This is a genomic window from Mariniphaga sp. (assembly GCF_041687215.1).
Taxonomy (GTDB): Bacteria; Bacteroidota; Bacteroidia; order Bacteroidales; family Prolixibacteraceae; genus Mariniphaga.
The window spans coordinates 37765-55508 of record NZ_JAWLCI010000020.1 but is presented as its reverse complement, the minus strand read 5'-3'; the positions used below and the strand labels follow the sequence as shown (position 1 = coordinate 55508).

General features: G+C 38.4%; 20 protein-coding genes. 11 read left to right on the top strand and 9 right to left on the bottom strand.

Annotated features, from left to right (window positions below; genetic code table 11):
• Positions 1-45 precede the first annotated feature (45 nt).
• The 3 genes from rsmD to ACESMA_RS09215 are packed head-to-tail and all read right to left on the bottom strand — an operon-like array spanning position 46 to position 2056.
• Complete coding sequence (gene rsmD / locus ACESMA_RS09225; protein ID WP_372948510.1) at positions 46-591, bottom strand: 16S rRNA (guanine(966)-N(2))-methyltransferase RsmD; 546 nt, start codon at positions 589-591, stop codon at positions 46-48.
• A gap of 2 nt (positions 592-593) precedes the next feature.
• Complete coding sequence (locus ACESMA_RS09220) at positions 594-1418, bottom strand: DUF3822 family protein (protein WP_372948509.1); 825 nt, start codon at positions 1416-1418, stop codon at positions 594-596.
• Positions 1419-1423: 5 nt separating this feature from the next.
• The gene (locus ACESMA_RS09215; protein ID WP_372948508.1) at positions 1424-2056 is read right to left on the bottom strand and encodes a hypothetical protein; all 633 of its coding nucleotides are present in this window, start codon (positions 2054-2056) and stop codon (positions 1424-1426) included.
• Positions 2057-2148: 92 nt separating this feature from the next.
• Between ACESMA_RS09215 and ACESMA_RS09210 the strand changes: the two genes are divergently transcribed.
• The 4 genes from ACESMA_RS09210 to ACESMA_RS09195 all read left to right on the top strand — a co-directional run bounded on the left by ACESMA_RS09210 (position 2149) and on the right by ACESMA_RS09195 (position 6062).
• Positions 2149-3567, top strand: coding sequence for an ATP-dependent RecD-like DNA helicase (locus tag ACESMA_RS09210; RefSeq protein ID WP_372948507.1), 1419 nt, complete (start codon positions 2149-2151; stop codon positions 3565-3567).
• Positions 3568-4110: 543 nt separating this feature from the next.
• Positions 4111-4554 carry a hypothetical protein gene (locus ACESMA_RS09205; protein WP_372948506.1) on the top strand — a complete coding sequence of 148 codons (444 nt, stop codon included), beginning with the start codon at positions 4111-4113 and terminating at the stop codon, positions 4552-4554.
• Positions 4532-5173, top strand: coding sequence for a methyltransferase domain-containing protein (locus tag ACESMA_RS09200; RefSeq protein WP_372948505.1), 642 nt, complete (start codon positions 4532-4534; stop codon positions 5171-5173). The genes ACESMA_RS09205 and ACESMA_RS09200 overlap by 23 nt, the downstream gene beginning before the upstream one ends.
• A 1-nt stretch (position 5174) precedes the next feature.
• Entirely contained in the window at positions 5175-6062 is an 888-nt protein-coding gene (locus tag ACESMA_RS09195; RefSeq protein ID WP_372948504.1) for a hypothetical protein, read from the top strand.
• 140 nt (positions 6063-6202) lie between these two features.
• On the opposite strand, the gene ACESMA_RS09190 is transcribed toward ACESMA_RS09195, so the two are convergent.
• Genes ACESMA_RS09190 through rpsA form a run of 3 tightly spaced genes read right to left on the bottom strand, consistent with a single transcriptional unit; the run spans position 6203 to position 9633 of the window.
• Entirely contained in the window at positions 6203-7114 is a 912-nt protein-coding gene (locus tag ACESMA_RS09190; protein WP_372948503.1) for a ribonuclease Z, read from the bottom strand.
• 6 nt (positions 7115-7120) lie between these two features.
• Positions 7121-7474 carry an STAS domain-containing protein gene (locus tag ACESMA_RS09185; protein WP_372948502.1) on the bottom strand — a complete coding sequence of 118 codons (354 nt, stop codon included), beginning with the start codon at positions 7472-7474 and terminating at the stop codon, positions 7121-7123.
• A gap of 47 nt (positions 7475-7521) precedes the next feature.
• The gene (gene rpsA / locus ACESMA_RS09180; protein ID WP_372948501.1) at positions 7522-9633 is read right to left on the bottom strand and encodes a 30S ribosomal protein S1; all 2112 of its coding nucleotides are present in this window, start codon (positions 9631-9633) and stop codon (positions 7522-7524) included.
• 236 nt (positions 9634-9869) lie between these two features.
• Between rpsA and rfbA the strand changes: the two genes are divergently transcribed.
• The 7 genes from rfbA (at position 9870) to ACESMA_RS09145 (ending at position 15296) form a co-directional block, all read left to right on the top strand.
• Positions 9870-10751, top strand: a complete 882-nt coding sequence (gene rfbA / locus ACESMA_RS09175) for a glucose-1-phosphate thymidylyltransferase RfbA (protein WP_372948500.1) — start codon at positions 9870-9872, stop codon at positions 10749-10751.
• A 7-nt stretch (positions 10752-10758) separates the two neighbouring features.
• A complete protein-coding gene (rfbC, locus tag ACESMA_RS09170) occupies positions 10759-11313 on the top strand; it encodes a dTDP-4-dehydrorhamnose 3,5-epimerase (RefSeq protein WP_372948499.1) in 555 nt (184 codons plus the stop codon).
• Positions 11314-11319: 6 nt separating this feature from the next.
• Positions 11320-12192: a dTDP-4-dehydrorhamnose reductase gene (gene rfbD, locus ACESMA_RS09165; protein ID WP_372948498.1), complete on the top strand. Its 873-nt coding sequence runs from the start codon at positions 11320-11322 to the stop codon at positions 12190-12192.
• A 4-nt stretch (positions 12193-12196) separates the two neighbouring features.
• Positions 12197-13942, top strand: coding sequence for a phospho-sugar mutase (locus tag ACESMA_RS09160; protein ID WP_372948497.1), 1746 nt, complete (start codon positions 12197-12199; stop codon positions 13940-13942).
• An 83-nt stretch (positions 13943-14025) separates the two neighbouring features.
• Entirely contained in the window at positions 14026-14178 is a 153-nt protein-coding gene (locus tag ACESMA_RS09155; protein ID WP_372948496.1) for a hypothetical protein, read from the top strand.
• A gap of 9 nt (positions 14179-14187) precedes the next feature.
• Positions 14188-14520 (top strand): type II toxin-antitoxin system PemK/MazF family toxin, encoded by a 333-nt coding sequence (locus ACESMA_RS09150; protein WP_372948495.1) that lies wholly within the window; start codon positions 14188-14190, stop codon positions 14518-14520.
• Positions 14521-14537: 17 nt separating this feature from the next.
• Entirely contained in the window at positions 14538-15296 is a 759-nt protein-coding gene (locus ACESMA_RS09145; RefSeq protein ID WP_372948494.1) for a DUF1080 domain-containing protein, read from the top strand.
• 64 nt (positions 15297-15360) lie between these two features.
• On the opposite strand, the gene msrA is transcribed toward ACESMA_RS09145, so the two are convergent.
• From msrA to fucP, 3 genes are all read right to left on the bottom strand, one after another.
• Positions 15361-15954: a peptide-methionine (S)-S-oxide reductase MsrA gene (msrA, locus tag ACESMA_RS09140; RefSeq protein WP_372948493.1), complete on the bottom strand. Its 594-nt coding sequence runs from the start codon at positions 15952-15954 to the stop codon at positions 15361-15363.
• Positions 15951-16244, bottom strand: coding sequence for a DUF6787 family protein (locus tag ACESMA_RS09135; RefSeq protein ID WP_372948492.1), 294 nt, complete (start codon positions 16242-16244; stop codon positions 15951-15953). Before ACESMA_RS09135 ends, msrA begins: the two co-directional genes overlap by 4 nt.
• Before the next feature lie 61 nt (positions 16245-16305).
• On the bottom strand, positions 16306-17733 hold the full coding sequence (fucP, locus tag ACESMA_RS09130; RefSeq protein WP_372948491.1) for an L-fucose:H+ symporter permease: 1428 nt from the start codon (positions 17731-17733) through the stop codon (positions 16306-16308).
• Positions 17734-17744 lie beyond the last annotated feature (11 nt).

Here is a 17744-nt window from a genome sequence, read left to right as displayed (position 1 = left end):
AAAATTAGGGATTTGAATTCTGTCAATTTGACGTTTGAGACGTGATTAATGGTTTTGCGAAATAATGAAAAAGCTAAAATTTACTTTACCGTACTTTCTGAGCTCTTTAAAATTTGCTGAACGGGAAAAATCGAAACTTTTTGGATGTTCCAAAATCAGAGTTCCTCCTTGTTTTAATATTCCTGAATCAAATATTACTTTGGGAATGTCATTTATAAACGGAGCATCAAAAGGAGGATCGGCAAAAATTAAATCGTATTTGTTTGGAGTAAATTTTAAAAAGCGAAAAACATCATCGCGAACAACCCGGGCATTTTTTATTTCCAGTTTCTCAATCACATCTTTTATGAAGCGAACGTGGTTGAAATTTGATTCAACAAAAGTGACTTCGCCTGCTTCTCTGCTAATAAATTCGTAACCAATACTGCCGGTTCCCGAAAACAAATCGAGAATGCTCATTTCCGACAAATCGTAACGGTTTGCCAGAATATTGAACAAAGCTTCTTTGGCCAAATCGGTGGTTGGCCGTGCCGTAAATTTTTTACCAGGATTGAAAATCCGGCCTTTGTATTTGCCGCCAACTATTCGCATAATTAAAGCACAGGAGTAAATTGTTGCACTTGCTCTCCGAAAATATTTTCGTTGTAATGCGCTGAAGCTTTTAAAAATTCAGTTTGAGAAAAATAATTGGGAAGTGAAGCAGTTATTTCGCTTGAAGAATTAATTTTCCCGGAAAGTAAAAGTGCAGTTTTTGCAGGGCTTATGTTTCTGCTTTTTAAAACAGAAAGAACGTAAAAAACTACGTCGTTTGGATGTTTAAAATAGTAGTTATTAATTATTTGCAGCTTTTTGTTTACGAATAAAAGAAGGCTGAAAAAATTGTTCTGAAAAGAAAGCGCAAGAATTCTTTCGTTTTTATCGGTTATAAAATTCTGATGGATTTTTTGACTTAAAATTGAAATCGGATGTAAAATGATACAACCCGGAAAAGCTTTTTCAAAGGTTTCCTTTAATGAATTAGGTACTGAAAAAATCAGATTTGCCTCGTCTTCCGGCAAATAATTGTCACGAACCGAATTGTTATTCAGTTTACCAAAAGCAGTTTCAATAACTTTATTTTGATTGGTAAATTCGTAAAATGAAGATGGAACCAGGGTAAATTTTTCTGAAAAGTAGAAAAGCTTGATTTCTGCGTATTTTTTTTGCAGCACTTCCACATCGTTTAACCACTCGGCAAAACGTCGTCCCAAAAATTTTTCAGAACTAATTGTTATTGGAAATAGTCCGGTGGCAAGCAACCTGTTTTCGAAAGGGTCAACCACTGAAAAAGAAAATCCATCCAGGCTGACCTGGATGGATAATTTATATTTTTCAGTCCGGTTAAAATCAAATCCTGGATCGGTTGTCAGGGCAATCATTTTAATTATTCCCAGTTACCTGAATTATTAACAGCTTCAGTAAGCGATCCAACTTTTAATCCCGGGTATCTTTCGTTCAGCCTGCGCTGTTCGTTCATGTTAATTACATACTGCCTGTCCAAACCTCTTAAAACAATATTGTTGTGAGCTTTGGCTTCAAATACCGGAACTTTAATTCCAGAACCGGTAACAATAACATTGGCACCCAGGGTGAACTCTGCAGTGGTGTCAGGAACCGGAACATACTTCAGGCTTTCAGGATCGAATGATTTTCCAAAAAGTGTTTCAAGCACACTTTCTTTAATGGTATCCCGAATAATCAGGCCCTCTCTCATTGCTCTTCTTTCAGTTAATCCGGCTTCAATCATACTGTCGGTCAGTTCACCAATTTTTCTTACATTTCTTAACGAATCATATTTTACGAAATGAATCAGGGTATCCCAGCTTCCGGTAAACCGTCCGTTAACTTCTCTAAATGCCAACTGGGCTTTTCTAATGTCTTTCAACCTTTCAATGGTTTTTTCGTACCTTTCATCTTTTGCTTTTTCAAATTCAATAGGATCCTGAATCCCTTTGTAAATGAAATAAACTAAGCCCAAGGCAACAATTGCAAGTAAAATCTGAATAATGGTTCTCATCTTTATAGTTTTAATACGATTATTGTCGAATGCTTGCAAAATTATAAAAAAAAACAAATTACCTTCCTTTGAACTTTGTTATTTTAGCAGGTATGATTAAAAATCATGTAAAAGCTTTACTTGAACAAAATTTATCATTCAGTCCAACAGTTGGGCAGTCCGAATTAATTTCCGGTCTGGCAACATTTATTGTTTCTGATATTCAGGACAAAATACTTTTGATTAAAGGATTTGCCGGTACCGGAAAGACTACCATGATAAATGCATTAACCCAAACATTCAAATTATTAAAAATTAAAATTGTTTTGATGGCGCCAACCGGCAGGGCAGCAAAAGTTATGGCTGGTTATACTTCAATGCCGGCGTTTACCATCCATAAGAAAATTTACCGGCAACAAACTTCAGCCGATGGGATGGGCCGTTTTGTGCTCGACAAGAACCTGCATAAAAACACCTGGTTTGTGGTAGATGAAGCTTCCATGATTTCCAACGAAAACAATGAAAACTCGGTTTTCGGCAGCGGTCGTTTGCTCAACGATTTATTAGAGTACGTTTATTCGGGCACAAACTGCCGGTTGATTTTGGTTGGTGACACGGCACAGCTTCCACCGGTTGGACTGGCCATTAGCCCGGCACTTGAGGCTTTTAACCTTACAAATGAAGGTTTTGAGGTTGATGAATTTATACTCACCGAAGTTGTAAGACAAGCAGCAGATTCCGGAATTTTATCTTGTGCCACACAAATCAGGCAGTTGGTTGAAGAACAAAATGCAACCGGATTTTTTAAACTTGGGTTAAACGATTTCAACGATGTTGTGCGTGTTTCAGGTGAAGAATTGATTGAACAAATATCATCGTGTTACGATAAATATGGTTTGTTTGAAACAACCATTGTAACACGGTCGAACAAACGGGCAAATCTCTATAATAAAGGAATTCGCGGATCAATTCTTTACCGTGAAAATGAGATCGAACGCGGCGATTTGCTGATGGTGGTAAAAAATAATTACTTCTGGATGGATGAAGAATCCAAGCTCGAATTTATTGCCAACGGCGATATTGCCGAAGTAGTTTCGATTTATGGGTACGAAGAACTTTACGGGTTCAGGTTTGCCGATGTTTGCTTGCGTTTTGTTGATTATGAAGATGTGGAACTTGACTGCAAAATATTTCTGGATACACTTTCCATCGAATCGGCCTCTTTTTCTTATGAACAAAACCGGCAACTTTTCGATTCGGTTTCAGAAGATTATCTGGAGATAAAAAACAAACGGGAGCGCTGGAAAAAAATAAAGGAAAACCCGCACTATAATGCGCTTCAGGTAAAATATGCTTATGCTTTAACCTGCCACAAAGCGCAGGGCGGCCAGTGGAAAGCTGTTTTTATTGACCATGGCTACCTGGTTGAAGATATGCTCGATATTGAATATTACCGTTGGCTGTACACCGCATTTACCCGTCCGGTTGAAAAATTGTTCCTGGTGAATTTTAATAAGAATTTTTTTGAATAACATGATTTATGCTTTCTTTTTCTCCTGGGAAGGTTTGGTGAAGTCTCCCACGCCTCCTTTCGCGCCGGGGGAACACTGGGGGATGTCTCCCAAGCTTCCTTTCCCGCCGGGGGAACACTGGGGGATGTCTCCAACGGCTCCTTTTCCGCGGGGAGAACGCTGGGGGATGTCTCCAAGGCTTCCTTTCTTGTCGGGGAATGTTGGGAGATGTCCCCGACGCTTTCTTTTTTACCCGGTGAAGCTTTTATTACATAATAACGACCTCTTTTTTATTTGAAAAATATAAATTTATGCTTAGTTTTAAGCCGCTAAAAACCAAAGCATTGATTATACAAGGCAACATAAGGCGGAAAAGAAGAACTTTTATTACCGGAGATTTATCGTTAAACTGCCGTTTAACAAGGCATTTCTCCATGCCAACATTGAAAAAAACATTTGATGAATTATAAATATAAAATACCTGAGGCAAACAATAATTCCGCTGGAAAGAAATATTGTATAGTTTAGGGTTAGAGGCAACAAAGTTATGCGCAAAAATGAAATATGGCTCCGATAATAGAAATAACATTTTATGATTTAATTTTTAATTCTTTTTGGATTAAATATGTGAATGGTTTTAATCAAAAATATCATTGTCAAAAATGTTTATTGGGCAGTTTAACAGAAAAATTCAAATATGTAAAATCAGAAATAAAGCTTAATAACAAATATACAGTCTATTTAAATGAACACAGAACTCCATATATTTATATATGTGGTGTTACAAATTCATATGAAAAGAATCTTCATGTACCAATACAACCGAGCAAAGACAAATCTTTCATTTTTGAAAATGAATATTTGAAAATCGAAGTAAGCAACGCAAAACAATTAAATATTAAAAAATTAGATTTAAACTTTCCTCCAGAGTTTTCTACATGTAGAAATTTTCAATTTGCTTATCAATATTTTAAATTGAAATCTAATGAAAAACGATTATTCGATTAAAATTAAAGAAAAGAACATTTCATGGGATCCAAACAAATCAACACCAAGTTGTAAGATGTCCATTAAGGAATTAGATGAAATAATTGAATATCTCAAATTACAAAAGATAAAATCTTGTGTGGATTTTGGATGTGGAAATGGAAGGAATAGCATTATTTTGAAAAAACATTTCAATTTAACACTTATTGAATGTGGACGAAATGTTGAAAAGCTTAAAAAGAATACTGATTTTCAAAATCTCAGTATCGTCAGTTATGACAATTTTTCAAATTTAACTGACTTAAATATTGACTGTTACTTTGTAAGTTTTGTGTTTCATACAATTCCGCATGATGAAATCAGAAGTGAGATTTTACAATTAATTCGAAAAAATATAAAAAAGGAGGGTATTTTATGTATCGTTTCACCTAAAAATGACTCAAAATATACTAGTTCAAAAACATCATTGCTTTTAAAACTTGGTGATGGTTTTATTAAACCACATGATGATTTTAAATTTTCATTTTATGAAAATTTAAAACAACAAAAAATAATTAACTTACTTGAAGAAAATGGATTTAGTTACACTTATAAAATAATATCAAAAGCTAGGAATATAATTTTCGCAAAACCAAAATAATATGAAAGATGCAATTAAATATATTTTTTCATCTTTAATGCCTTCTAAAGATGATGGTAGTTATATAGAGCTAGATAAAAATATGAAATCCCAAATGAAATTATTTGGAATAATTTCATTATTCATTTTTATTATAATCGTTGGTATAACAATTTATTTTTATTTAAAAACACCAATTGTCGTTAATATTATTAATAGAACAAAAGACATTATTGTAGATGAAATTATTGAAAGTGGTGATTTCCCGCAATGGATTATTAAAATATTTCTGTTGTCGATATTTATTATTATTGTTTTTACTCTTGTATTTTTCTATTTCCTCATTGACTTAAGTAAGGTCCATTATAAACTCGATAAGATTACTTTTAAAGTAATCAAAAAACTTAATTTGACACTTTATCAAAAAACAATTGAATATCTAAATTGTACCAACCATACAAGTTGTATAATTCGAAATAAATTAAATGATGCTGTATATCAAAGAAAATTTAGAAATGACTTTTTTTATTTTTTTACAAACAAAGATGAGATTGGAGCATTTAATCAAAAAGATAAAAGAAGACACGTTTTTAAAGAGTGGTCTAAATACTACACTTTCAATTTTGTATTCATTTTCTTAATTTTAATTTCCTTATGGATTGGATATTTAATAATAATATTAAATCCAAACAATCTTGGTTGGAAAATACCAATATATATTTTCTCACTGGTGATTATTATTTATAAGTATAAAAAAATAGGTTCAAAATATAGGACTTTGTTAATAGATTTAGCAATAGACCAACTTAATATAATTTTTACTGAGGTGAGAAATGATGCCTTTAGAAAACTAAAAGATGTATTTGGCAATTGTTTTGAAAATGGATGTAATTTCAATCAAAGCGTATAATAAGTGTAAATTTTATAGCGGGTTCGGTGGTGTAAGGGGTGCAGATTTTCGCTTCGTAGTTCCGTCCTCGCGGACAGGAAATCGCACGCAATCCGCAACTACAACTTGCTATCTACCAATAACTAAAAAATCAGTAAAGTTTATATGACATAAGTTTTCCCGTCCACCACATCTTCTGTATTTGGAAAAACTGTTTTGGCTTCCATTAAAAAAGGCTCTGCGCTTTCATACCGCGACGAAAAATGTCCGAGAATCAGTTTTCCTGCATGGGCCATTTGGGCAATTTTTGCTGCGTCGAGCGCGGTTGAGTGGTACGTTTTATCTGCCCAGTCGCGCAATTCTTCGGTAAATGTGGCTTCGTGATAAAGTAAATTTACCCCTTGAATCACATCTGCAACCGGCGGATAAAAGGCGGTATCGGAACAAAAGGCATACGAAAGCGGCGGTGGCGGGGGAGTAGTCAGTACTTCATTGGGAATGGTTTCCCCTTCTTCAGTAATAAAATCAGCTCCCTGTTTAATTTTTACAATTTGGGCGATGGGAATATTATACTGCTGAATACATTCCTTTTTTATGTTGGCTTCTTTTTCCTTTTCCCTGAATAAAAATCCGCAGCAATTGATGCTGTGTTTTAACGGAAAAGAAACCACTTCCACTTTTTTATCTTCAAAAATAAGCTGTGGTTTTTTAAAATTCAGCGGATGAAAAATAACATTGAACTGCAAATCGCCTTTTAAAAAGTCTAGCTGAGGCTGAATAATTTCTTTTAACTGGGAAGGGGAATAAATGTGGAGGTCGTTTTTTAAACCAAGCAAATTGAATGTGGAGATGAGTCCGATAAGTCCGTAGTAATGATCGCCATGCAGGTGCGAAATAAAAATGTGTTTTATTTTCCCAAAACCTATTTTCTGCCGGCGGATTTGCATTTGAGTTCCTTCGCCGCAATCGATCAAAAAAAACCGCCCAAGCATATTTAATACCTGGGCGGTTGGGTATCTTTCAGATGTTGGTGTAGCAGAACTGCTTCCCAGTATGGTTAACTCAAAAGCCATTCCTGCTTACATCTCCATCTTTTTCTTCAGTAAATCTTCAGCCTCATTGGCTGTTTTAGTAATTAAGAGTACAGTGTGCAGCATCGATATTCGAATCAAATGCTCCACATCAGGATTCAGACCGCAAAGAATAAATGTGCCAATGGCATCTTCGCACAACCGGTTTCCAACCAAAACAGAGCGCAATCCAGATGAATCGCAGTATTTGCATTGACTCAAATCGAGCACAATGTTTTTTACTCCGTTATTGTTTAAAACAACCAGCTCCGATTTTAATCCGGGTGCGGTGTTTGTATCAAGCCTTTCGGCATTTACCCTTACGAGAGTGTAACCCTCCTTATTCAAAATTTCTGTTGACATGCTACAATTTACGAATTTCAGTTAAAATATTTTTAACTGAACCCGGATTATTTTTCGCCATCTTCTTTTTTCTCCTTTTTCTCTTTATTCTCTTTATTCTCAAGCTGAGTTTTCAGAGCTGCCAAATCGGAGATGTCTCCCAAAGTTGTTTTTTCCATGTTCTCGTTCACTGATTTTACCGCTTTTTTGGCAGAACGCGATTGCGATTTCCGTTTTGCGGTGTCTTCAGAACGTTTTTCATCTTCAAAAATCCGGGAGTGTGAAACGATAATCCGTTTGGCTGATTTGTTGAATTCGATAACTTTAAAATCCAGTTTTTCGTCTTGTTTAGCCTGCGTACCGTCTTCTTTTACCAAATGACGCGGTGTTGCAAAACCTTCCACACCATAAGGCAGGGCAACAACTGCACCTTTGTCCATCAGGTCAATCACGGTTCCTTCGTGAATAGAATCGGTAGTGAAAATGGTTTCGAAAACATCCCACGGATTTTCTTCCAGTTGTTTGTGGCCAAGGCTCAGGCGGCGGTTTTCGGCATCGATATCAAGAACTACCACTTCAATTTCTTCGCCAATGGATGTAAATTCCGACGGATGTTTAATTTTTTTCGTCCAGCTTAAATCTGAAATATGAATTAAACCATCAACACCTTCTGCTATTTCAACAAATACACCAAAGTTGGTGAAGTTGCGAACAGCAGCTTTGTGTTTTGTGCCAACGCCGTAATTTTCTTCAATTTTTTCCCATGGGTCAGCTTTAAGTTGTTTCATACCCAGCGACATTTTGCGGTCTTCGCGGTCGAGGGTTAAAATTTCTGCCTCCACTTCGTCGCCCACTTTCAGGAAATCCTGAGCGCTGCGCAAGTGCTGGCTCCACGACATTTCCGAAACGTGGATTAACCCTTCTACTCCCGGGGCAATTTCTACAAATGCACCGTAGTCGGCCAATACCACAACTTTTCCTTTAACGGAGTCACCCACTTTCAGGTTATCGTCCAGTTTATCCCACGGATGCGGAGTAAGCTGTTTCAGACCCAATGCAATGCGTTTTTTGTCGTCGTCGAAATCGAGAATAACCACATTCAGTTTCTGATCCAGTTCCACAATTTCGGTGGGGTGGTTGATTCGTCCCCAGGAAAGGTCGGTGATGTGAATCAATCCGTCCACACCGCCAAGGTCCATAAATACACCGTAAGATGTAATGTTTTTGACTGTTCCTTCCAGAACCTGACCTTTTTCCAGTTTGGCAATAATTTCTTTTTTCTGTTGTTCCAGTTCAGCTTCAATTAAAGCTTTATGCGAAACAACTACGTTGCGGTATTCCTGGTTGATTTTTACCACCTTGAATTCCATGGATTTGCCCACAAAAACATCGTAATCACGAATGGGTTTCACATCGATTTGTGAGCCGGGCAGGAATGCTTCGATTCCGAAAACATCTACAATCATACCACCTTTTGTGCGGCATTTTATGTATCCTTTTATGATTTCGTCTTTTTCCAATGCCTCATTAACACGATCCCAGGAGCGGGTTGCACGCGCTTTTTTGTGCGAAAGAATCATCTGGCCTTTTTTGTCCTCCAGGCTTTCGATGTAAACGTCCACTTTGTCGCCAACTTTCAGGTCGGGATTGTAGCGGAATTCATTTAAGCTGACAATTCCGTCTGATTTGTAACCGATGTCAACTACAACTTCGCGTTTGTTGTATGCTATAACAGTCCCTTCCAGTACTTCTTTTTCGGTAACAGTATTCAGGGTGTTATCATACATTTGCTCCAGGTCGGACCGCTGTTTGTCTGAATAGGCATCTTGTCCTGTTTCAAGGCTTTCCCAGTCAAATTCACCAGTTTCTTCGGTTTCGTTTTCTGTTTTCGCTTCTACTGGTTCTGCAGGTGTTTCTTCTGCTTTTTCTTCAACAGCAACATCTTCGTTTTTCTTTGTTTCAGCTTCGGCAGGTTCTTCCTCTGCTTTTAGAGGTTCTTCAACTTCTGCTTTTTCAGGTTTTTCTTCAACCGCTTCCTCAGCAGCTTCTTTTTCAGGTTCCTCTGCTGGTTTTTCCGCTTTTGGAGCTTCTTTTGTTTCGGGAGTTTTTTCTTCCTGAACAGGTACCTCAGGCGCTTCCTGAGCCTCCTGCTCTACTTTTTCATTTTTCTTTTCAGTCATGTAATTCTTAATAAATTAATAAGTTAGACATTATTGTTGTAATAAATCGCGCGCAAAAGTATAACTTAATTCACTTATTTCAAAGGTTTTCAGTTAATTATTTTAGCTGAAAACGGATTTGGTTTAAAAATAAAAACTCAAACCTGCCGGTACGTTTTCTTAACCGCAAATAATGCCGGGCCGCTGAATTTTATTAATTTTGAATTTCATTTTAAAAAATTATTAAACCAAATAACATGAAAGGTATTATTCTCGCAGGAGGGGCAGGTACCAGACTTTACCCCATAACACGTTCTATTTCGAAACAAATTATTCCGGTTTACGACAAACCAATGATTTATTATCCGTTATCCATTTTAATGTTGGCTGGAATTCGTGAAATTCTCATTATTTCAACTCCAACCGATATTAAATTGTATGAAGAGCTTTTTGGTACCGGAGAGCAACTTGGTTTAAAAATTTCGTACAAAATACAACCCTCGCCCGATGGTTTGGCACAGGCATTTATTTTAGGTGAAGAATTTATAGGCGATGAAAATGTATGTTTGATTTTGGGCGATAACATTTTTTACGGATATAATTTTAGAAAAATTGTGGAGGAATCGGCTAAACTTGAAGATGGAGCCATTGTTTTCGGTTATTACGTGAAAGATCCGCAGCGTTATGGTGTGGTTGAGTTTAATGAAGAAAGGAAAGTTATTTCAATAGAAGAAAAGCCGCAAAAACCTAAATCGAGTTATGCAGTAACAGGCTTGTATTTTTACTCGAACGATGTAGTAGAAAAAGCCAAAAGCCTGAAACCTTCGGCTCGCGGAGAATTGGAAATCACAGATTTGAACCGGATTTATCTTGAAGAAAACCGGTTAGATGTACAACTGCTCGGACGCGGATTTGCCTGGCTCGACACCGGAACACACGACAGTCTGCTGCAGGCTTCCAATTTTATTGCCACCATTGAACAGCGACAGGGACTTAAAGTGTCGTGCATTGAGGAAATTGCCTTTAAAAAGGGTTTCATTTCGCGCGAACAGCTTCTTGAGCTTGCAAAACCCCTGAGTAAAAATCAGTATGGCGAGTACCTTTTGCGGCTGGCTGACAGACAAATTTTATCTTATTAAGGGTTGTATGAAAATTAAAGAAACACCGTTACCGGGACTATTAATTATTGAACCTCGGGTTCATGGAGATTCCAGAGGTTACTTTTTTGAATCGTGGCAGGAAGAACGGTATAAAAAAGCGGGAATTTTTGCCGGTTTTGTTCAGGATAATGAATCGAAATCGTTACGTGGAGTTGTTCGCGGACTGCATTACCAGTTGGAACCGTGGTCGCAGGCTAAACTGGTGCGGGTAGTGCAGGGCCGGGTTTACGATGTGGCGCTCGATTTACGTAAAGGTTCGCCAACTTTTGGAAAATGGTTTGGAATGGAACTTAACGATGATTCAAAAAAACAACTGTTTATTCCACGCGGATTTGCACACGGGTTTTCTGTGTTAAGCGATACTGCCATTTTCTCCTATAAAATTGATAACGCCTATAACCGCGATTCAGAACGTGCCATAAATATTAACGATTCGGATTTGAATATCGACTGGCAATTGGATGCGGAAAATTCAATCGTTTCTGAAAAAGATTTAAACGCACCTTTATTTAAGAACGCAGAAATGAACTTTAAATTTTAAGGTTGGATGAAGGTACTGGTAACCGGAGCTTACGGACAATTGGGTAACGAGTTGAAAGAATTATCGGTGAATTATCCCGACTGGCAGTTTCTTTTTACTGATGTAGATTCGCTTGATATTACCAATGAACATGAAGTTGATGTTTTTTTTCTTGAAAACAAACCTGATTTTGTGGTGAATTGCGCGGCATACACAGCAGTTGACAAAGCTGAATCGGATGCAGAAACAGCGCGCAAAGTGAATGCTTTGGCGCCGGAAATTTTAGCCGGGACAGCGAAAAATCAAAATGCCGGGTTTATTCATATTTCTACTGATTACGTTTTTGATGGAAATTCGTTTTTGCCTTACACTGAAAATGATCCGGTTAAACCATTGGGGGTTTACGGGAAAACAAAACAGGAAGGAGAGGCGCGAAGTTTGAATGTAAATCCAAATACAATAGTTGTTCGTACATCGTGGCTTTACTCTTCGTTTGGAAATAACTTTGTGAAAACCATGCTTAAGCTCGGGCAGGAACGTGAAATGCTGAAAGTGGTTTTTGACCAGATTGGCACGCCCACTTTTGCCGGAGATTTGGCAAAAGCTATTCTTCATATTATAAAATATTGTGTTGAACAGCCGGATAAATGCAATTCCGGAATTTACCACTATTCCAACGAAGGGGTGGCCAGTTGGTACGACTTTGCCAAAGCCATTTTCGAACTGGCCCTGATGGACTGTAAAATACTTCCCGTTTTATCGGAAGAATTTCCCACTGCCGCAAAACGACCAAACTACAGTGTCTTGAATAAATCGAAAATAAAAGTTACTTTTAATCTGGAAATTCCATACTGGAAAGACAGTCTAAAAATTTGCATAAATAAACTTCAAAAGAAATAATACCATGGATAATAAAGAATTACTGAAAAAGGTTCGCGAAAAAGCGCAGGAATGGCTTTCGGATACATACGACGAAGAAACCCGGAAAGAAGTTCAACTCATGCTCGATGCAGAAGATTCAACTAAACTAATTGATTCTTTTTACAGGAATCTCGAATTTGGTACCGGCGGACTTCGCGGCATAATGGGCGCCGGAACAAACCGTGTGAACAAATACACCATTGGGGCTGCCAACCAGGGACTTTGCAACTACCTGAAGAAAAATTTTGCCGACCTGCCACAAATAAAAGTGGCCATTGGCCACGACTGCCGGAACAATAGCCGGACATTTGCCGAAAGCAGCGCCAAAGTGTTTGCCGCCAACGGAATAAAAGCTTATTTGTTTGAAGATTTAAGACCTACCCCAGAGCTTTCGTTTGCCATAAGAGAATTAGGTTGCCAGAGCGGAATAATTCTTACGGCGTCGCATAATCCAAAGGAATACAATGGTTACAAAGCCTATTGGGACGACGGTTCCCAGATTGTTGCCCCACACGATGTCAATATTGTGAACGAGGTTTCAAAGGTTAAAGTGGAAGACATAAAGTTTGACGGACCGGATGATCTGATTGAAATCATGGGCAAGGAAATGGATGAAAAGTTTTTGGAGATGGTAAAAACTGTTTCCATTTCGCCCGATGTGGTGGAGCGGCACAAAAACATGAAAATTATTTTTACACCCATTCACGGAACTACAGTAAAAATGGTGCCTGCCGCGCTTCGGAAGTTTGGCTTTACCAATATTATAAATATTCCGGAACAGGATGTGGTGAGCGGCGATTTTCCAACCGTTGTTTCGCCAAACCCTGAAGAGAAAGCCGCCATGGAAATGGCCATTAAAAAAGCTTATGAAGTAGATGCTGATTTGGTAATGGCCAGCGACCCCGATGGTGATCGCCTGGGAGTTGCTGTGAAAAACGACAAGGGAGAATACATCATTGTTAACGGCAACCAAACTGCGCTCATTTTCATTTATTATATTATTACCAAAATGAAGGAAGCCGGCAAAATGCAGGGCAATGAATTTGTTGTAAAAACTATTGTTTCCACAGAACTGATTGCAGAAATTGCACGAAAAAACAACATCGGATATTATGATGTTTACACCGGTTTTAAATTCATTGCCGAAGTGATTCGCGAACAGGAAGGAAAACAAAAATACATTGGCGGAGGTGAAGAAAGTTTCGGATTCATGCCTGCCGATTTTGTTCGCGATAAAGATGCAGTTTCTTCCTGTGCGCTGATGGCTGAAATTGCTGCCTGGGCAATCGACCAGGGGAAAACGCTTTATGAACTTCTTCAGGACATTTACCTCGAATACGGATTTTCGAAGGAAAAATTGAAATCGGTTGTTCGCCCGGGCAAAAAAGGCGCCGACGAAATTCAGCAAATGATGAGTGAATTTCGGAATAACCCGCCACGGAAATTGGGAGGTTCACCAATGGAATGGGTAAAAGACTATTCCACCCTAGTAGCTAAAAATCTGATTACAGGCGAAGAGAAAAAAATCGACCAGAAAGTAACGTCCAACGTGCTTCAGTTTTTTACACAGGACGGTACCAAAATTTCGGTGCGGCCCTCGGGAACTGAACCTAAAATCAAGTTTTATTTTGAAGTGAAAGGTGAACTGAAATCACGCGCTCAGTTTGACGAAGCTGAAAAAACAGCCGATGCCAAAATTGAAGCGATTATGAATGAGTTGGGACTTTAGCCAGACTTTTTTGTTATTTTTGAGCGAGGAAAAATCTTGATAAAATGGAAACAGTTGAAATAAGAGTAAAAAGGTCAAATTTTTTGAGATTGAAAAGAGTTTTGGAAAAGCTTGACTACCTGGAATCGTACCGTATCAAAAATAGTGATCTTGATATTGTATCCATGGTTGCAGAAAAAAGTTTGGCTGAAGAATGGAGTAGTGATGAGGATGATCGATGGGATAAACTTCTTTAAAGTAAATTCATGTTCGAACAAGGTGATATTGTTGCCGTTTCATTCCCTTTTACCAATGCATCTCAGTTTAAAAAAAGGCCTGCCCTGGTAATTTCAAACAATAGGGTTAATCAGACAGGGGATTATCTTCTTATACAGATTACATCTAAGGTAAAGAACGATGGTCTTTCTGTAAATATTGAAGATGAAGATTATTTAACCAGTGTTTTACCTTTAAAAAGTTACGTACGAATTCATAAGATTTTTCTGTTAAATGAGTCATTGATAATTAGGAAAGTCTCAAAAATTTCGTTAAAATTTAAAGAGATATTGACCCAACGAATTATTGATTTAATCGACTAAATTAAAAAAATCAGAAGATGAGAAAGACTACAATTTTTTCTATTATGTTGTTATTTGCAGCATTTGGAGTTTTTGCACAAACCGATGGGCCTATGCCGATGAAGCCCGAAATGACTGAAATCTGGGACCCGGAAGTCCCTGTTATTAAACCCGGGGCGACTCCGCTCGATGCGCCATCGGATGCCATTGTGCTGTTTGATGGTGTTGATATTGGCAGGGAGTGGACCAATGGGAACGGAGGCGAACCGGGCTGGACAGTGGAAGACGGTTGCGTTACCGTAGTAAAAGGCCAGGGAGGTATAAAAACCAAACGTGTTTTCGAAGATTTCCAGTTGCACATTGAGTGGCGTTCACCTTCTGAAGTTGTGGGAACCAGTCAGGGACGCGGCAACAGCGGCGTATTTCTGCAGGAAAGATATGAGGTGCAGGTGCTCGACAATTATGACAACCGCACTTACCGTAACGGTCAGGCCGGAAGTGTTTACAAACAACATGCGCCCCTGGTAAATGCCTGCAAAGCTCCGGGCGAATGGCAGACCTACGACATCATTTATACTGCACCCCGGTTTAACGACAACGGTACCTACTTTACTCCTCCCACCGTAACTGTTTTGCACAATGGAGTTTTGGTTCAGAATAACGTAAAAATGCGGGGCCCCACAGAATACATTGGAATTCCCGAGTACAGTGTAAAAAAACATGGGCCGGGTAGCATTTCGCTTCAGGATCATGGCAATCCGGTAAGTTTCAGAAATATCTGGATTAGAGAATTATAATTTTTTGAAAATCATTTGATAAAAAGGAACGGAGCTTTTAATTGAGCTCCGTTTTTTGTTGGATTTATTTTACTTTTTCTTTAAAAATTTTTCTGAATTTTTCCACTTTTGGTGCCACAACAAACTGGCAATAGGGTTGATTTTTATTTCGTGCAAAATAGTTATGATGGTAATCTTCGGCCAGGTAAAACGCTTCAAAAGGAGTTACTTCTGTTACAATCGGGTCATCGTAAACTTTTTCCTGTTCAAAAAGCGCAATCACTTTTTCAGCAATTTGTTTTTGTTCTTCGTTGTGGTAAAAAATGGCCGAACGGTATTGTGTACCAACATCATTTCCCTGCCGGTTCAGCGTAGTGGGATCGTGTGTTTTAAAAAACACCTCCAGGATTTCTGAAAAAGTTGTGATTTCGGGATTGAATGTAATTTGCACAACTTCGGCATGGCCTGTTCTTCCAGTGGTCACTTCGCGGTAAGCCGGATTTTTAACATGCCCCCCGCTGTATCCGGGAACCACTTTTTCAACTCCTTGCATTTCAAGGAAAACTGCTTCAGTACACCAAAAACAGCCACCACCAAGCGTTGCCAGTTCAGTTTTTTTATTTTGTTCTGAAAAATTATTCATAAACAATGTGATTAATATGAGTGTAAAAATCTTCATTTTTTAAATTTAAAACGCGAAAAAACCCTTTTTTCAAATTCCCAGGCAAACCTAAACTGTCCGAATAAGGTTCCGATAACCATAAACAGGATTTGGTATGCAGGAACGATTATCAGCACATAAAGCGGAACTTTAATCCATAAACTTGTATCAGTTGTAATTCCGAGCCACTCGAAAACAAATTTTCTAACAACCAATGATGCACTTCCGGTTACTGAAAAGATTACAAGAATTAAAACCAATTGTAAGTTGCTTTTGATGTTCCACTTTTCTTTTAACTTTTTCAACATGAATTATTATTCAAATTCTCAATGGTAATAACAACAAAAGCCAGTGCTTGTTTTACATGCTTTAAACATTAACTGCTTTTTTACGGCTGATGATTGCACTGTAATATGCAATAATCATAAATGCGACAGCAGGCACCCAAAAGGCCAGTTTTATACTGCCCGACTGGTCGGAAACGATTCCCTGAATTTGCGTTAAAACCGCTGCACCGGCAATGGCCATAATCATTCCGGCCCCACCAATTTTTGTGTCTTTCCCAAGTCCGGAAATGCCAAGTCCGTAAATGGTTGGGAACATCAGCGACATACAACCCGAAATACAAACCAGTGCGTAAATGCCAATCCAACCCTCTCCGTAAATAGTTATCAGGCTGAATATCAAAGCTAAAATCGACAGGGTTGTTAACAGTGTGCGCGGTTTAAAATATTTCATCAACCAGGTGAAGGTGAACCGCCCGATTACAAATAGTATCAAAGAAATTATGTAGTAGGTTGCACCGGCCTGCTCGGCAGTTCGTGGTAAAAAAGCTTTAACTCCCAGCATTTCGGTGATATTATAAAATCCGGCTGCAAGTGGTTCGATGTTTCTCAACCGTGAAATGATTTGTTCAGGTGGGGCATTTTTCCCAAATTCTGCAACAACAGTATCCAATTGCATTTGTTGCATCACATACCTGATGATAAACGACCAGACGGCAATTTGTGCTCCCACATAAAAGAACTGGGCAATTACGCCCCAAACGTAGTTTTTATTTTTCATTAACCTGCGGAATGTACCGCCGAAATCCAGTTTTTTGTCTTCCTCTTTTGCATAAGGCATTTTGGTAAAATAAATAGCCAGTAAAATCACTACCATAACCAGACCAAGAGCTACATACGTGGTGGTAACGGCACTCAGTTCAGTTCCCTGAATTTTTATCAGTTCTTCCACAGGCAGGGCTGCCCGCTCTTCGGCACTGAGCGTATTTAACTGCGACAACACAAAAATCTGGCTCAGCACTACGCCGGTAATGGCGCCAAACGGATTAAACGACTGTGCAAAATTTAACCGTTGTGTTCCGGTTTGTTCCGGCCCAATGGCATAAACGTACGAATTGGCCGAGGTTTCGAGAATGGAAAGGCCTGCAAAAAGAATAACCAGAGCCAGCAGAAACATTAAAAAACTGATGTTAATGTTTACCCCGGCCAGCAGCATGGCAGGATAAAACATAAAAGTTCCGGTGGAGTACAGTCCAAGTCCTGCCAGAACTCCCGATTTATAGGTGTATTTTTTTATGAACAACGCTGCCGGAATGGCAAACCCTCCGTATCCAAACAGGTAACACGCCAACTGTATCCAGGCGGTTTTGGAGTCCGTCAGGCTCATAATCCGTTTGAATGCAGCCAGCATGGTGTCGGTTAAATTGTTGGGAATGGCCCATGCAAAAAACAGGGACGTTAACAAAATAAATGGCCACACAATTCCCCTGGGTATTATTCTATGGTTTTCCATGTGAAATTTCT

Bases quoted from the DNA above. Each gene is read 5' to 3' on its own strand.
- rpsA (WP_372948501.1), bottom strand. From the start codon at position 9,633: ATGACTGAAAAGAAAAATGAAAAAGTAGAGCAGGAGGCTCAGGAAGCG.
- ACESMA_RS09195 (WP_372948504.1), top strand. From the start codon at position 5,175: ATGAAAGATGCAATTAAATATATTTTTTCATCTTTAATGCCTTCTAAA.
- rfbA (WP_372948500.1), top strand. From the start codon at position 9,870: ATGAAAGGTATTATTCTCGCAGGAGGGGCAGGTACCAGACTTTACCCC.
- ACESMA_RS09150 (WP_372948495.1), top strand. From the start codon at position 14,188: ATGTTCGAACAAGGTGATATTGTTGCCGTTTCATTCCCTTTTACCAAT.
- ACESMA_RS09205 (WP_372948506.1), top strand. From the start codon at position 4,111: ATGGCTCCGATAATAGAAATAACATTTTATGATTTAATTTTTAATTCT.
- rfbC (WP_372948499.1), top strand. From the start codon at position 10,759: ATGAAAATTAAAGAAACACCGTTACCGGGACTATTAATTATTGAACCT.
- ACESMA_RS09190 (WP_372948503.1), bottom strand. From the start codon at position 7,114: ATGGCTTTTGAGTTAACCATACTGGGAAGCAGTTCTGCTACACCAACA.
- rsmD (WP_372948510.1), bottom strand. From the start codon at position 591: ATGCGAATAGTTGGCGGCAAATACAAAGGCCGGATTTTCAATCCTGGT.
- ACESMA_RS09215 (WP_372948508.1), bottom strand. From the start codon at position 2,056: ATGAGAACCATTATTCAGATTTTACTTGCAATTGTTGCCTTGGGCTTA.
- ACESMA_RS09135 (WP_372948492.1), bottom strand. From the start codon at position 16,244: ATGTTGAAAAAGTTAAAAGAAAAGTGGAACATCAAAAGCAACTTACAA.
- ACESMA_RS09160 (WP_372948497.1), top strand. From the start codon at position 12,197: ATGGATAATAAAGAATTACTGAAAAAGGTTCGCGAAAAAGCGCAGGAA.
- ACESMA_RS09210 (WP_372948507.1), top strand. From the start codon at position 2,149: ATGATTAAAAATCATGTAAAAGCTTTACTTGAACAAAATTTATCATTC.
- fucP (WP_372948491.1), bottom strand. From the start codon at position 17,733: ATGGAAAACCATAGAATAATACCCAGGGGAATTGTGTGGCCATTTATT.
- msrA (WP_372948493.1), bottom strand. From the start codon at position 15,954: ATGAAGATTTTTACACTCATATTAATCACATTGTTTATGAATAATTTT.
- ACESMA_RS09220 (WP_372948509.1), bottom strand. From the start codon at position 1,418: ATGATTGCCCTGACAACCGATCCAGGATTTGATTTTAACCGGACTGAA.
- ACESMA_RS09145 (WP_372948494.1), top strand. From the start codon at position 14,538: ATGAGAAAGACTACAATTTTTTCTATTATGTTGTTATTTGCAGCATTT.
- rfbD (WP_372948498.1), top strand. From the start codon at position 11,320: ATGAAGGTACTGGTAACCGGAGCTTACGGACAATTGGGTAACGAGTTG.
- ACESMA_RS09200 (WP_372948505.1), top strand. From the start codon at position 4,532: ATGAAAAACGATTATTCGATTAAAATTAAAGAAAAGAACATTTCATGG.
- ACESMA_RS09185 (WP_372948502.1), bottom strand. From the start codon at position 7,474: ATGTCAACAGAAATTTTGAATAAGGAGGGTTACACTCTCGTAAGGGTA.